The 15,806-nt window shown below is 51.2% G+C and carries 11 protein-coding genes; 2 read left to right on the top strand and 9 right to left on the bottom strand.

What is annotated here, in order from left to right; all coding sequences use genetic code 11:
• Positions 1 to 254: 254 nt before the first annotated feature.
• From ABTW62_RS02040 to ABTW62_RS02010, 7 genes are read right to left on the bottom strand one after another with little or no spacing between them, the layout of a single operon-like run.
• The gene (locus ABTW62_RS02040) at positions 255 to 968 is read right to left on the bottom strand and encodes a M48 family metallopeptidase (RefSeq protein ID WP_430902913.1); all 714 of its coding nucleotides are present in this window, start codon (positions 966 to 968) and stop codon (positions 255 to 257) included.
• On the bottom strand, positions 968 to 4,060 hold the full coding sequence (locus ABTW62_RS02035; protein ID WP_430902912.1) for a type I restriction endonuclease subunit R: 3,093 nt from the start codon (positions 4,058 to 4,060) through the stop codon (positions 968 to 970). The genes ABTW62_RS02040 and ABTW62_RS02035 overlap by 1 nt, the downstream gene beginning before the upstream one ends.
• A 15-nt stretch (positions 4,061 to 4,075) precedes the next feature.
• Positions 4,076 to 5,296, bottom strand: coding sequence for an RNA-binding domain-containing protein (locus tag ABTW62_RS02030; RefSeq protein WP_430902911.1), 1,221 nt, complete (start codon positions 5,294 to 5,296; stop codon positions 4,076 to 4,078).
• A 26-nt stretch (positions 5,297 to 5,322) separates the two neighbouring features.
• On the bottom strand, positions 5,323 to 7,983 hold the full coding sequence (locus ABTW62_RS02025) for a TrlF family AAA-like ATPase (protein ID WP_430902910.1): 2,661 nt from the start codon (positions 7,981 to 7,983) through the stop codon (positions 5,323 to 5,325).
• Positions 7,976 to 9,283 carry a restriction endonuclease subunit S gene (locus tag ABTW62_RS02020; protein ID WP_430902909.1) on the bottom strand — a complete coding sequence of 436 codons (1,308 nt, stop codon included), beginning with the start codon at positions 9,281 to 9,283 and terminating at the stop codon, positions 7,976 to 7,978. Before ABTW62_RS02020 ends, ABTW62_RS02025 begins: the two co-directional genes overlap by 8 nt.
• On the bottom strand, positions 9,280 to 11,700 hold the full coding sequence (locus ABTW62_RS02015) for a type I restriction-modification system subunit M (RefSeq protein ID WP_430902908.1): 2,421 nt from the start codon (positions 11,698 to 11,700) through the stop codon (positions 9,280 to 9,282). Before ABTW62_RS02015 ends, ABTW62_RS02020 begins: the two co-directional genes overlap by 4 nt.
• Before the next feature lie 9 nt (positions 11,701 to 11,709).
• Positions 11,710 to 11,934: a helix-turn-helix domain-containing protein gene (locus ABTW62_RS02010; protein ID WP_090411844.1), complete on the bottom strand. Its 225-nt coding sequence runs from the start codon at positions 11,932 to 11,934 to the stop codon at positions 11,710 to 11,712.
• Between the two features lie 611 nt (positions 11,935 to 12,545).
• On the opposite strand from ABTW62_RS02010, the gene ABTW62_RS02005 reads away from it, so the two are divergent.
• Together ABTW62_RS02005 and ABTW62_RS02000 are read left to right on the top strand one after the other, a co-directional pair.
• Complete coding sequence (locus tag ABTW62_RS02005) at positions 12,546 to 13,520, top strand: META domain-containing protein (RefSeq protein ID WP_430902907.1); 975 nt, start codon at positions 12,546 to 12,548, stop codon at positions 13,518 to 13,520.
• Positions 13,521 to 14,024: 504 nt separating this feature from the next.
• A complete protein-coding gene (locus ABTW62_RS02000; protein WP_430902906.1) occupies positions 14,025 to 14,738 on the top strand; it encodes a hypothetical protein in 714 nt (237 codons plus the stop codon).
• Positions 14,739 to 14,984: 246 nt separating this feature from the next.
• On the opposite strand, the gene ABTW62_RS01995 is transcribed toward ABTW62_RS02000, so the two are convergent.
• Together ABTW62_RS01995 and ABTW62_RS01990 are read right to left on the bottom strand one after the other, a co-directional pair.
• Entirely contained in the window at positions 14,985 to 15,410 is a 426-nt protein-coding gene (locus ABTW62_RS01995; RefSeq protein WP_430902905.1) for a DUF2231 domain-containing protein, read from the bottom strand.
• A gap of 21 nt (positions 15,411 to 15,431) precedes the next feature.
• Entirely contained in the window at positions 15,432 to 15,770 is a 339-nt protein-coding gene (locus ABTW62_RS01990; protein WP_430902904.1) for a hypothetical protein, read from the bottom strand.
• Positions 15,771 to 15,806 lie beyond the last annotated feature (36 nt).

Raw genomic sequence — 15,806 nt, 5'->3', positions numbered from 1 at the left:
GTAGGATAGAAGCACGGCGCAGTTCTTTGTCGGTTGGGTAGTGCGCAAGCGCATCCTAAGCAGGAGCCGGTGACGATCCAATCGTCGTAGGGTGCGCTTGCGCACCGATCGATACCGCCACTTACCGCCCGGATAGGGACCGGTCACATCTGTCGCGTTACTGAAAATAATTCACAGGCACATAATTTTTTGCACACCCCAAAACCGCCGCCGCTTGCCATGTCGGCCCAAAGTCCTGGGCGAGATAAAAACCCTCAATAAACCCAGTGGTTGTGCGCCAGCGGCATCCTGTTGAGAAGATTCCTACGCTCCTTCCAATCAGGCAGGAATTTATCCATATACGCCTTAAAGCGTTCACTGTGCTTGCGTTCCAGCAAGTGAACCAGCTCATGCACCAGTATGTATTCCAAACATTCTGGCGGCTTCTTGGCCAGCTCCAGGTTCAACCAAATGCGTTTCGCTTCGGTATTGCAGCTTCCCCATTTGGTTTTCATTTTTTTTACGCCCCAACTGGCAGCCTCAACACCCATTTCGCTTTGCCAGTATTCCAGCAGGCTGACTATTCGTGCCTTCAGACCCACGCGACAATACGCCGAAAGCACCAACGCTTTATTCTCAAGCGAGGTACCGGGATTGACGTACAGGTGGATTTTGCCACGTCCAATCTTAACTTCATGGCGTCCAGATCGTTCCACGACATTCAAGCGATACCGCTTGCCCCACAGGTAGTGACATTCGCCGCTCACCATCTCCCGGTCAGACTGTCGGGGTTGTTTGGCGAAGTCACTTTGCTGTTTTTTAATCCAGGGTAGACGGCTAATCACCGCCATGCGGATAGCCGTCTCCGTCATGGACTCAGGCGCCGATACCCGAACGCGACCATCTGGTGGCAGAACGCTGATATGCAAATTCTTGATCGCCTTGCGATTGAGCTGCATCGTGATTGGGCCGATCTCCAGCGTTGCCATCAGTGGTACTCTTTCTGCGCCTTGGCCAGCGCCATGACGCTCTGGATATCCACCTGGTAATCGGCAGTTTCCTCGCGTACCGCATTGGCGATTTCACGCTCTTTAAATCGGTCGCCCACCCAGTCGGCTTTTTTAGTGTAGCGAATGGCGCGATCGATTTTGGTCGCCAAACCCTCATCGTTGCCAAAGTTATCGTAGAACGCACGTTTGGCGCCCGTATTCATAGACGGTGGATAGTTTGAAGCGGTCTGATCCGGACGAACCACCTTGCGCGCCAGCGACCGGATGCGCTCCAAGTATTCCTGGTATTCAATCGACTTTTGTCTGCGCAGCGTAATCAGCTCATCCAGCAATACCGACATCTGCTCATAGTATTTCGGGTTGACCGGATTTTCATCCACAATGGTCCTGCGCACGTTATTTTCGATCGTTTCCGCCATCGCCTCGGGGCTGTTGCGAAGGCGCTCGGGCAGTGAATTCATTGCATCCGCGCCTTTTTCAACGATCAACTCGATTAAGCCGAGCTCTTCAAAATCCATCAGTGTTTCGCTGTTGTCAGCACGGATATACATATCCAGCAAGTGACGCATGGCTGGCTCAAAGCGTTTCATCTCAACCAAGTCGCCACTGGCCAGCTTCACTTCTTCACGGACTTTTTCGAAATGAGTCACCTCGTTGTGGACCGACTCGATCTCCTGCGCGGAATAACCCGCATCGAGCATTTCATTGGCAATGTTGGCAAAAGCACGCAGCAATTTCGCCACGTTTTGATACAGCGTCAGGCGCAGCGCTTCTTTTTCGGTCAGCTCGTCTTGATTACTGCCCGACTCACCACAGAAATAGTGAATATAGTCTTCCGTGTGACGCGGGGCTTTTACCGACTCACATAGCGCACGCACCATTTCCAGCGCATTGTCCAAGTCGAGTTTGGCTTGTTCCAAACGGTCTTTCAGCAAACCCGCCACGTCCTCTTTATCGTAACCGTCAAACGCACCCTGGGTGTAATCGGAGATGGCTTTATCCAGAGACCGGAACAGGTCTTTATAGTCGACGATATAACCGTATTCCTTGTCATCTCCATCCAGCCGGTTCACCCGGCAAATGGCCTGAAACAGGCTGTGGTCGGACATTTGTTTGTCAATATACAGGTAGGTAGCGGAGGGGGCATCAAAGCCGGTCAGTAGTTTATCCACCACAATCAGCAAGCGCATTTGGCCTGGCTCCTTGATAAAACGCTGCTTGACCGCTTGCTCAAACGCCTCGACACGGTTGACGGCCTGCTCTTCGGATTGCTCAAAGTAATCGGCCAACATCCTGCGATAGATATCGTACTTGAACAGCTTTTCGGTCAATCCCTCGCCGGTTTCTTCGCCCTTGATACTGGCCGCTGTCGGCTGAAAACTGGTGACGATGGCCACTTTGCCTGCCAAATCGTTGTGGCTGAACATTTCATAGGCTTTGCAGGCTTGGTACACGCTGGAGCAAACCAGCATGGCATTGCCATAACCATCCATCAGCCGTGGTTTAGTATCCATATCCAGCAAGATGTCATTCACGATCTGCTGCAAGCGCGACTTGCTGGACAGCACCTTTTGCATGGTGCCCCATTTTTGCTTGAGCTGGGTTTTCGCCAGATTAGACAACCCTCGGGTTTTCGCCTCAAACCATTCGTCCACCTTCTTCTGCGAAGTGATGTTCTGATCAATATCCCGCGCTTCATAGCGCAGATCCAGCACCACCCCATCGGCGACCGCCTCATCGAATTTGTAGGTATGGATGTAAGCGCCAAACACCTCAATGGACTTCTTCTTGTCCTTTTTCATCAACGGCGTGCCGGTAAAGCCCACAAACATGGCTTCCGGTAAGATCAGTTTCATGGCCTCGTGCAGTTTGCCCGACTGCGTCCGATGACACTCATCGACAAACACAAACAAATCACCCTTGGCTTCGAAGCCGGCAGGTAAAGACTGCTTCAACTCCGCAATAAACGCCTCGGTGGCCGCATCGCTTTCACTATCCGACTGGCGGCCAAATTTATGCACCAATGAACAAACCAGCCAGGGATTGGGCTGGTTTAGGGTCGCAATCAGGTCGGCACCGCTTTGAGTGCGATAGATATCTTCCTCGACACCCGTGAAGACTTTCTCGATCTGTTCATCCAGTTCGGTGCGGTCAGTGACGATCAACACACGGCTACCTGTCACATTCTCCCGTATCCATTTGGCCAGCCAGACCATAGTCAGGCTTTTGCCCGAGCCCTGGGTATGCCAGATAATTCCACCTTCCCGTCTAGCGACATGGCGCTTGGCGGCTTCAACACCAAAAAACTGATTGTGGCGGCAGGCTTTCTTAATCCCTGCGTCAAACACGATGAAATCGTGAATGATTTGCAAAAATCGCTGCGGATTGCAAAGGCGACTTAGGTGAAAATCCAGCGGGTGCGCATAGGGATTGGCGACATCCTCTTTCCATTCCAGGTAATACTTTTCAGGCGTCTCAATGGTGCCATAGCGCAGCCCCTGGGTATCGTTACCCGCCATCACCAGCTGCATGGTGGTAAAAAAGTTGCGGATAAAGTCTTTCCTTTGGTTATCCAGATTCTGGCGAATGCCCTCAGACACCGATACCGACGAGCGCTTGAGCTCAATCACCGCTAGCGCGATACCGTTCACATACAGCACGATATCAGGGCGCTTTTTGTATTCGCCCTTTATGGAAACCTCTTCGGCAATGGCGAAATCGTTGGCTGCGGGGTTTTGCCAGTCAATCAACCACACGGTCTGGTTCTGCTCACCCGCGCCTGCTTTGTCCTTCACGCCGTAGCGCAGCAGGCGGTAAACATCCTTGTTGGCGTAGTAGAGCTTTTTGCCTTCGCCCAGTGCCGCCGCCGCATCCAACTGGCGAATCGCGCGCGTGATCAGCGCAGCGCTCACCCCACGCTTTTTCAGCCAGGCGGTCAGAATATCCACTTCAATATTTTTGTTATGGCCTCTATCCCGCCAATCGCCCAAATAGCGATAGCCCAGTTCCGTTTGGAAGAATTGGACGATGCGATTCTGTGTGGCGCGTTCGCGCTGGCCGACGTTGCTCATTCGAATTCCCTAAAGCTACCGATATAAAACGGTCTTCAAATAATCGTCTGTGACGACAAACTCGGGATCTTTCCCGGTCAACGCCCGCGTCAGCGGAACAATTTTGGTCCTGACGCCCATCCCCCGGTAATCGACATAGCCATAGTCCCGAAGTACTTCCATAATGAGGGTGTTTCTGGGTGAACGCTGTCCGGCTTTCATTTTTTCAATCGTCATTGAATTAGGTAGCGCACCGGGGCTAATCACTTCAAGGCGGTCGGAATAGCTGGCAACCTCAATTTCGACAAAACGCGTCCAATCACGATGTGCGAGCGCATTGACCAGAACTTCTCGAACCGCTTCAAGGGGATAGAACCATTTTTTCTCCCGCCGCAATCCCTCGTCTATCTGGCTTGCCTCCTGGGAGATAAACGGCCCTATTGCATCCATGAACCGCTCAATAACGCCGCCATCGACTAGCTGATTTTCTCCATTTTCTTTGTCCCAGCGACCAACCATTGGGCCGTCAATAATGTCATCCAGTGCTGCTTGGTACTCTTTATCAACGTCGCTAAACGCCATAACCCGCAAACCGGCCTGTTTAAGATAGCGTCGCGGACGCTTACCAAATAAAACCAACCCAGCGATAGTGCAGCAAACACTACCAGCCGCTTCGGTTAAAAAGCCCAGGCCCAGTAATCTGGTCTGCCACGCTTCTGGGGTTTTGGGAACATCTGGGTCACGTAAAATATCACGGACATAATTTGTCAGGCGCACTTCATCCAAACAATTCATGTCAGTGCGGGGCACTGGCATCACTTCGGTGTGCAACATGCCACCCAGTTCAAACAAACGCATTTGTTGCTCTCTGGTGGCCAGTCTCGAAGTAGAGCCAACGCGTATATACACCTCTTCTCGGCCACGATCACGAACTACATACGGTTTAGAGATGCCCTGCGGAAAACTAATGACTGCGATAGAAATCGCCTCATCCAGTTTGACCTCCTCATAGAAAGGCAAAATCATCGGGTGAATCTTATCTTGCATGATGTTCATTACCCATTCTTCAAGGTTATCCCTTTGAATGCCGGTAATTGTGCCATCGTCTTCCACTCCCAGCAGCAACCTGCCGCCATGGAAGTTAGCCATGGCGACCACCTCTTTCGCCAACTGCTCAGGTCGAATATCATCGCGCTTAAACTCCACACCGGAGTTTTCACCATTAGCGATGATTTCTAGCAATTCAGTTTTCAACATATTGTTCTCTCAAAGCAGTATCGCACTTAATTAAAACCGTATTTCTCTCGGCGTTGATTGAATGCGCTCTTGCCACCCTCCAAAATGTCTGCTGCTAATTTTTGTACTTCCGGCACATCAATTGCGCCTTGTTGTTCTGGAAGAATCTGGCCTTTATTGTCTTTAACACTGAGCACACCAATCCACTCAGCATCGCCAAATACAGGAATATTAGCGTTATGGGTTGCGAACAAGAATTGACGACTTAGCTTTGCCCTACGCAACTCAGCAACAATACGATCGGCTATAAAGGCGTTATCCAGATTATCTTCAGGTTGATCGAGAATGAGCGGATCTTGATTATCCAGAAGCAACAGGTGCAGAACCGCCGTGCATTGTTGACCTGTTGATAAGCCTTCGATAGGACGGAAAATCGCTTCTCGTTCGCCATGTGCAACATTAAGTTCGATAGCCATTGTGTCTGGGACAACGAGTTCTTCCAGCGCTAGAAGCATATGTTCCGGCAAACGGCACAGCGCCCTTACTATGGCATCCGAAATACCAAAACTAACGGTTAGCCCTGCCTCTCCCAGCCTTATAGTGGCGGCAAGATTGGCGGGTGAAAAATCATTTTCCAGCACCCAGGCAAGTCGCCTAACCCCGACACCCTCTAAATTGTAGGCGTTAAGAAAATCCACTAACACCTGGCGATTACCTTCCGGGTTTAAACTCAGGCGTACTTTCTGGTCGAGCTTACGGTTTAAACGCTTTACTGATTTTTGCATTGCGCTGGCACGGGCGCTAGTTTGCTGATCCAGCTCAAGCAATAGTTTTTTGCGCTGGTTGTAAAGCGCATTAATTTGCGTCTGTCTGGCCTGCAATGCGGTTTGCTTTGGCCGAATTTTCTCAATTTGCTTCAGTAACGTTTGGTATTCAACACCAATTTGCCGGCCCGTCTTACCCTGGCTTGCCGGTATTTTCTTAAAGGCATTTTCCAGTTTTTGCTCTTCCGATCGAATCCACTCATTTAACTGCTGTTGGATGGGTAACAGCTTCTCTGTTGTTAAAGCGCCAACCTGTTCGAGTTGCGCCACAGTTTTCGTCAAAGACGCTTTAAATCCTTCTAAGGCTTCGCGCTGCTGCTTCAATAAGTTGGCATGCGGCAGCCCCTCCAAGCTGGCATCACTTAAAAAGACCGTATCTGGCAAACTGTCTTTAAGCGTATGAATTGCCTCTTTAAACCGATCAGTTTCCTCATTGACGCGACGATCCAGCTGCTTTTCTTTCTCAAGCTTGGGAATGATTTTTAGTTTCTCGTCGATGCCCAATGCTTGAAATTGCTTTGCTTGCTCCATCAACTTGGGCAAGCGCTCAACTTCTGCTTCAATCTCAGCCTTGTGTGCAAGTGCACGCACTATCGACTCTCGATTCTCTTTGAGCCTTGCCAACACTTTGGTGATTGCAGCATCAAATTGCTCATGCTCACCTTCTAAAAAGCGCTCGATAAGCTGGTTGCGGCTTTGATCATTGCGGGTCATCTCGTAGATTTCGTTTTGACCATAAAGCGCTATACCTGGCAGCAAATCTTTGGGCTGATACGGGGAAACATTGCCGTCTTCACCCACAACCACGGGTTGATTGCCATACTTCCGACTAACAATAAATTGACGACCATGCATGGCAGCAGAGCGTACCGTCACTTCAATCAAGCCTTTTTCATTGCCTAGGTTGTATTTTAAAATGGCCTCATGCTGGGCTTTCGCTGCCTTACCAAACGGCTGCAAGTCGAACGCAAAACGAATACATTCCAGCAGGGTTGACTTACCCGTCCCTCTGCCACCAATCACTGCATTTAAATGCGCGGATAACTCAATATCCATACCATCGAGATAGCCACCTACAAAACGTATCCGTTCAATCGCAGAGGCAAAGCATTCCGGCTTATCTGAATTTAGCCGCACTCGGGAGCCTGCATCCAAAAAGGCTTGCTTAAATGAGGCAAAGCAGGGTTTGGTCATTTTAATTAAGCAGGATGCAGCATCGCTTTTAATATCTTCGGGCTTTGCTACATCGGCAGCATTGATCGCGGCCATTTCCCGCTCACGACGATAATTGGCATCTTTGTTAAGGAAAATTTTTCGGTAAATATCATCCTCTACACCCTTAAGATCTTCAATCGGACCGGGGATTTGCGCAGCAAGCAACCCATCATGCTGCCAAACGTGGTTCATCCGACGCTTTAATACGCCATCATTATTGGTACTGTGCGCCGCAAATATGAAACCACCCTTATCGTTCACATAATTGATAATGTCGATGGCAGACTTCCGCACAGGCGCTTCAGGTTGGTTTATATCCACACCTAAGGCGCCTAGATGCCTCGTGATTAAATCTGCAGAAGAAGACTCATCAAACAAGCAAACAAAGTGAATCTTCTCACTGGAGGCAACTTCAAAGCCAGGGAAAACCACAATGTCATGCTGATTAAATAAATCTCTTATCTTCTCATAACCATTCACAGAACCATGATCAGCTAATCCAACCACCTCAATACCCGATTCCAGTGCGGCATCCAGCAGTTGTTGGTTGTATTCATTTTCCGTGAACTCCTGTTGCTCACCACGGTATTTGACATAACCAGCTGGATTAACCTGTAGCGCACATTTAAAAAAGCGTGCTTTGGTGTATTTGTTATTTTGATCAGCCACTCTCACGCTCCTCATTAGAAGGTTTAGCTAGGCGCGTTTTCCCCGTCAGCAGCTCCTGCATCATGCCCTGTTTGATCTGGCGGGTTTTGGCGAGGCGTTGCTCCAGTGCTTGAATTTCCTCGTCCATATCGGACAGGATGGTGGCGATGGCGGTTTGTTCCTCTTTTTTGGGGATCACAGAACGAATTCCTTCTATAATGCTTGCGTTCAAGCTTGGTACTCCAGAAGCTTCGTTGTATTGCATCCAGTCAATCATACAAAACTTGTAGTAAACGAACTTTGCATCTACCCAAGGCTTGATTTCTGAGTAAAAGAGTGTGTCGACTGTCCAAAATGGTTTATCTGCATAACGTGGTTTGTCGATTGTGCCCTTTCTACCGATAAGCACCGATGGCTTATCCCACAAATAACTATTCGCCCATCCAATTTGTCCGCCAGTAGCTAAAATTGGATATTCCCCATTCTCAACCTCTACACTTTTCTGATTTTTGCCGTGACGAATGGATAGCAGGCTTACAAATGGTGCAATCTCCCAATCCTCCGGAATCTCCCCCAACTCACTTTGCTTATAACCCTTTTTCGAGCCATCTTCGCGCAGAGCGAATTGGGGCAGGCGGGTGCGGCCGGTGAGCAGTTGCTGCATGGTGGCGGTTTTGATGGCCTGTTTTTTGGCGATCAGCTTTTCCAGCTCACTGATCAGCGCATCAACATCGGACAGGGCATTGGCGATGGCGGTTTGTTCTTCATAACTAGCTGGCAGTGCTATCAAAAACTCTTTCACACCCTCTGTGGTTAAGTTCGTAAACACACCACCATGTGTAGCTGAGTTATTGAATTTCTCTCGCTGAGTAGTTAAAAAGTGGTAAAGATATTCAATTGATACGGTTTTAGAAACCTTGATTAGCCCCAAAAATCCATCGTGTATACATGCATCTACAGCTAATATCGATGGAATTCCTACAGTACCAGAACATACCAAAGTTAAGGTGCCTTTAGGACAGCGTCTACTTAATTTAGCTCCAGCTACCGTCAGAGAGTCCACGATAGGTGTAACATATTTTCCATCTCGCGTAACATCTTCAACCATTAACCTTGGAATGTTTCCATTGTAGTAACGCTTGTCATCTTTGGGTCTTGGACTTGCTCCCCGAATAACGTCTGCTACATCTCCGATTTTCTTAATATGCCAACCCTCAGGAATAACCCCAACTTCAGTTTGCTTATACCCAGCAGGCACAACCTTATCCGCTGCTTCCGCCAGATATTCCGCACTTACTTCCGCAACCTGATGGTCATTCATTGCGCCCACTCCAAACCCATGGCTTTCAGGTGCCCAGCCACTTTATCGCTCAGGTTTTCAACCGTCTGGGTAATCGTAGGCAATGGCTCGGCGTAACGCTCTTCCAGTTCTTTGACCCGAGTGGCCAGTTGCTGGGTGATGCCTTCGATTTCCGCCTCGATCCGGGCTTTGAGGGTGGCCAGCCATTTATCTTCGACTATCAGGGTTTGGATGTCTGCTTCACTGAGTTGCGGATACTGTTTCAATATTGCCAGATCCAGCGCCTCTTGCGCGTCTTTGAGGGCTTTTCTGGCATCGGCCTCAAGATCAAACAGCTTTTGGGCGTGTGCCAGGGCGGTTTTTTCGTCTGGATCGGTAGCGAGTTTCAGCTGCGCCATGACCGTGGCCTTGGTGACTTTGTCTTTATCGTTCAGGGCTGCGCTTAAGCTGCCGTCTTCACCGCTGTTTTCCTCGATAAAGCTTTCCAGCGCCTGTGTCGCACTGTTCAACTCGGCTTGCAGCGCATCCATGTTGGCCTGCTCGCTGGCAAAATAGCGGGCGATAATCAAAGTAGGCGGGATCAATTCGGCTTTGTACTTGGTTTTGTTGAGGATGAGGTCGGGAGTTTCTTTGAGTTTTTCGCCTTTTTTGGCCACCAGTTCCCGCAGCACTTTTCCGGCTGGCCAGCCGTCCTGCACCAGCACATAGACATCGTCCTGCATGGCTTCCGCCCAGTAGTCCATCAATATTTGATAGATATCATACTTGCTCAGCAGCGGGGTGTGGGCGTAGCTTTCCAGCAGGTCTTCACTGATGCGGTGGATGATCTGTTTGGGCACCTCTCCCTGTTGCAGGGCTTTTAACGCCGCCCGTTCACACCATGCGCTAAAGGGTCGCAAACTTTGCTCGGCAAAGGTTTTGAATTCGCTGTGGTTCAAAATGGTGTTTTTAACCTGGCTGGCCGCTACCAAGCCTTTGCTGTAACCCGCCCTGTCTGCTGCAAACAAAGTAGCGCGAAGACTGGGAAAAACTTGCCAGTAGGGTTCCAAGGCATCAATGTCCTGGTTGGGAATGCCGCCTTGTAAATGGGCATGCAAGTCGTGCAGGTCTTCCGGCTCACTGGCATCGATATAGCGCGGGATATTCAGGTTGTAATCGTTGGCCGCGATCGCTGCAAGCGGCACCATGCGGCTATAGCGTGGCAGTTCCAGTTGTTTGGTGAAGACATCGACGATTTTGTGCATGTCCTGGCTGCGCAGGCGGTTTTTGTTGCCATCCTTCATGAAACCCTTTCTGGCATCGACCATGAAGATGCCCGTGCGCGCCTGGGCGTGTGCTTTGTCGATCACAATGATACAGGCGGGAATGCCGGTGCCGTAAAACAGGTTGGCGGGCAGGCCGATAATGCCTTTGATGTAACCCTGTTTGATCAGGTTTTCACGAATGAGCGCTTCGGCATTGCCCCGGAACAATACGCCATGCGGCAGGATCACCGCACCTTTGCCGGTGCTTTTCAGGCTTTTGATGATGTGCAGCAAGAAGGTGTAGTCGCCGTTTTTCTCCGGTGGAATGCCCCAGGTGAAACGGCCAAACGCGTCCTCCGCCGGGTTGATGCCGCTGGTCCAGTTCTTGTTGGAAAACGGCGGGTTGGCGACAGCAAAGTCGAAGGTTTTGAGCTGGCCGTTGGCGTCTTTCCACTGCGGGTCGGAAATCGTGTTGCCCTTCCAGATTTTGGCGGTAGCATTGTGGTGCAGAATCATGTTCATGCGCGCCAACGCGCTGGTGGCGTTATCCATCTCCTGGCCGAAAATCGAGAGACCACGGGGCGCTTCGTCACTGGCTTTCAGCAATAGCGAGCCGGAACCACAGGTCGGATCATAGACGGTGGCATCTTGTGACGTGCCGGCGTGAATGCCGATCACTTTGGCAAGCACACGCGACACTTCTGACGGCGTATAAAACTGCCCCTTGGATTTACCCGATTCGGTAGCAAAGTGGCGCATCAGATATTCATAGGCATCGCCCAGCAGGTCGTCACCGTCAGCGCGGTTGGCCGAGAGATTCAGCCCTTCAAAAATACCGATCAGTTTGGACAGGCGATCGATCATCTCCTTGCCCTTGCCCAGCCTGTCTTCGTCGTTGAAATCGGCGACATCGATTACGCCCTTCAGATCGTTCTCTTCGGCCAGGGCGCTGATGATTTTATTGATCTTGTCGCCAATTTCCTTGTCGCCTTTCAAGGCGATCATGTCATCAAAACTGGCGCCCTGGGGCACAGCGATCATGCCGTAGGGGTCGCCTTTGTATTTGTCGGACACATACTTCATGAACAGCAGCGTCAGCACATAGTCTTTGTACTGACTGGCATCCATCCCGCCGCGCAACTCATCGCAGCTGGCCCAAAGGGAGGAGTAGAGCTCGGTTTTCTTAATGGCCATTTGGCGTCCTTAATTTGCTGACGTGCTGCCCTTGGCCGGCACACGCTCAAGAATATGGTGTATTTCGCAGTCAAACAGCACGCAAAGCTTATCCAGCGCTTCTAAATCCACTTTTTGAGCAGTTTCTTTGTAAAGCAGGGTGACGGTATTGCGGCTTAAGCCGGTTTCGCGGATCACATCGCTTATGCGCATTTTATGCTCGCCCATCAGCCGAGCCAGGTGGCAGCGGATCATGTAGATTCTCCGTGGTTGGGGATACTTTTCACCCTTATTGCCGGTATTGGATTAATGTTCGATACCCTACCACGATTTCCATTTATGACAACTTATTTCAGTTGAAATGAAATTTTTATTGACATACTTACATCCTGCAGGGTGCGCTTGCGCACCGGCTTTTGCTGTGTGACGGCTAGGAGGTTGTCCGAGAATAGCGATCGTAGCGAGGGCGAGGCTGGTTGAGCGGGATTTTTCGATCATTTGAGGCGAATAGTCGTTCTATTCAACGAAAAGGATCGAAAAATCCAGCCAATCAGGCTCGTCCGCAGTAGAACAGTCTATTCTCGGACAGCCTCCTAGCTGCCGGTCGGGTATTTAATGGTGCGCAAGCGCACCCTTGGGACGAGCCGCGAAAGTAGCGGACAATACGAAATTTTCCCGGACAATTGTTTCGTTAACCAATTGATTTAATATTGTACAATTTCTGTATTCGGCGAGCAGATCCAAAACATTGCGCGATTTTCCATGATGCTCACTCTCTCAATTTTTCCCCCGGCGAACGTCGCCGGGCTAACCCAGCATAAGTACATAGCGCCTAAACCAAAGGTCATGCAATGGAGAGACCACCCATGTCACGATTCATCATTTTGTGCCTTGCCACATTGACTTGGGTCTGCTCACTGGCCGGCTGCGCCACACAGCCCCATGCGACCCAAAACCTGACTGTACAAATGGACTGCGGGCGCCTGCCGGTAACAGTCACCTACGCTGACGAGCACGCCACAGTCAACGCCGGAGAGGCGGAGCTGATGCTGAAGGCGGTGCGCAGCGCCTCCGGCGCCAAATACCAACTGCCTGATAACGAGCAGACTTTTTTCTGGAGCAAGGGCAACAGCGCCTACTTGCAGATTGCCGGCCGCCTCTGGCCGGATTGCATTGAACGGGGTTCCCTGCCCGACCGGCTGCAGGCTCGTGGTAATGAGCCTTTCTGGAAAACAGATGTTCACGGCGATCAACTGACAGTGCGCACACCCGACAACCCGGACCCAACGCCAGTCACAGGCCACCGGCAGGCCCTCGCCAATGGTGGCATACGGATCAGCGCCCAGGTCGATGGCGTGGAAGTTGTGCTCGATATTTATCAGCAGCTCTGCAAGGACTCGATGACCGGCATGCCTTATCCCTATCGCGCCGAACTGACACGCGACCAGATACTTGCACAAGGCTGCGCCGGCGCGCCGGAAAACCTGCTACAGGGCGCAGCATGGCGCGTTATCGCCATCGATGATGAACTGGTGGCAGAAGATGCCATTGGCACCATCGAGTTCTTCGCTGACGGACTGGTGGCAGGCCAAGCCTTCTGCAATCGCTACAGCGGACGGCACACACTGAGTGGCGAGGGCCTGCGTATCGGGCCGCTGGCCAGCACCAGGATGGCCTGCAGCGAGCCGCTCATGGTACTGGAAAACCGGCTGATCCAATACCTTGACCAGGTCATCGGTTTCGATATCGGCACCAACGGCGAACTGGTGCTGCTCGCCGCGGACAACCGGCGGCTCAGCGCCCGCTTGCAGATCGACCAGCCGACACTTCACGCACAGTAACCGCGTTGCCCCACAGCTGATCCCGATGAAAAGGCAGCGTCGAAGCTGGCACGCTGGGGCACCCCAATCATGTCACGATAGCCCGCCCAACAGATCAGCGCACCCTATTTTCATTGCCGGAGAATAATGCAAGTTTAAGCGAAATTGTTCTATTTTTCAGGTATATGACTGACACCCACTCCATCACGCTTCGCATACCCGCTTCGTAACCAGCAGCTTCCTTCCGAAGTGACATGCGAGCCGATTTGCCCACAAATCGTTATTTCTTCCAATCTGTAAGTCATCTGTGAGTTCTGCCTTGTTAGATTCGGTAACGGGTCAGCGCTATATCAGGCCCGCGGCACTCAGGTGTCAATCAGTGCAGCAACCCCGCATCGTCAGCGTCTTGCGAAAAGTTTGATGGCGGGGAATCAAAGTCTGGCCGTGCCAGGCAAGAAAAATCAAGCAGCTTCGGTTTCGATGAGGATTTTCCAAATTTTACTCGCGCAATTGGAGGACAAGAATATGAACAAGACATCTCTGTCAGCCGTTTTGCTGACTCTATCAACATTCGTTGGCATGCAGGCAGCATCATCCGATGGACTTGTCCAGAATATGCTCACAACAGAAAATACCGGCACATGGGCGCAAATCGCCGATCTGGTCATCACCAGATCAAAAAACAAGGTCGATATCACGATTCATGCGGGTGGCCCGGTTCCAACAGAGGGCTCGCTTGGCGCCATCGGCTACGGTGTCATAACCGGCGTTAACAATGACGGCTATCCAGAAAACGTACTCGCTCTGACCTCCCATCTCTGTGTGGCGGACAGCCTGGTGCAAGGCCCCGCAGGCCATGTATGCGGCGATAACACTATCGGCCTGCTGGCGGCACTTTTTGGTATTGATGATGAAGAACACAATGATGCAACCTGGCATGCACATTTTCTGGATCTGAAGCCGGCAACCGATATCTGCCTGGCTGCAACCGGATCAAGCAGCCTGGATCTGGAAGTCGATCTGGCGAGAACCCTAGCAACCCGAAATAATGTGAGTCCAGATAACGAGGTGATAGTCGAAAATGGCAACAAACCCGGTCCGACTGTTTCAGTCCAGAATCTGAATCTGCAAGACTTTCACAACGCGGCTTTCAGAAAGGCCATGCCCGTATCTTTCCGAATCGTGGCGCACGCCGACGATAACAAAACGGTAACGAATCTTTGTCTTGCCCACCCCTAACCAGCCAATCAGATTGCTTGCGCCAGCACAATAAGACTTGTAAAAACGGTTTAAATCATGCTGGCGCCAGAGCAAGCGGCATATGCAGCCCTGGCATGACTGATCGTCGATTTTATGGTGCGCAAGCGCCCCCTACCGCGTGCCTTGTCGAACCATGTAGACAAGCGGCCATGACGGGGATTATCGGAGCCGTGTGGCGGGAGTGAAATTGTATGGGAACATAGCCGGGTCACCGCGAGCCTTGCTTCAAGTACCAGAGGAACGCACACCGATGCCGTGTTCATAGACCAGCTTGCCACCCAGCCAACCAGCGATGCACAAGGTCACGGCCCCCGCGACCGACAGGATCAGGGCGAAGATACCCGGCTGGCCGAGGCTGGCGCCATCCAGGCGCAGAAACAGGCTCACGGCATAGCAAGACCAGCTTATCAGCATGAGCAGCATATGCTGATTGGCGGCCTTCATCGCAGCATGCTGCGGATCGATTTTACCAAGCTCTATCAGGCCGGTCACCATGGCCAGCAAGGCGGTAATTGTACCGACCGTGAGTAACACCCCTGCCACCCAACTGACTTGCTCGTTGCCGAACAAGCCGGCCATATCCCCAATGGTTGAGAGGAGCCAGGTTGCGACGGGAAAATGAACGATAATCGGATGTAAGGGGTGTCTCATGGCATCACCTGAATGTTGCTTTTAAAACAATAGACTGAGTAACGTGAGGAAGCCTGCGACCGCCACCCCTGCATGAATGATGACGACATTCCTGGGCGCGACAGTACCTTTGACATGCAACGAGGCAAGATAAAATCCACCCAATGCAGCCACCACCAGCAAGCCGAGTGCGGCGCTCAAACGCCCTTCAGCCGCGCCGCCCAGCACCATCATGATCAGCATGACCAGGCCCGTGGCGCCCAGCAAGGCGTGTACAATGGAGACTGGCCATGGCGCCAGCTGGCCTGAAAAGATTTTAGAAGCCAGAAAAATACCGCCAACAGCAGCAACGGCTAATACCAAAATAACATATGTAAGCATCGATTCTCTCCTTTTTTGAGTAAGGAATTCAACTAT

This window comes from Nitrosomonas sp. ANs5 (assembly GCF_050584665.1).
GTDB lineage: Bacteria > Pseudomonadota > Gammaproteobacteria > Burkholderiales > Nitrosomonadaceae > Nitrosomonas.
Note: the sequence above shows the minus strand (reverse complement) of the source record. Positions and strands in the feature narration are given on the sequence as shown.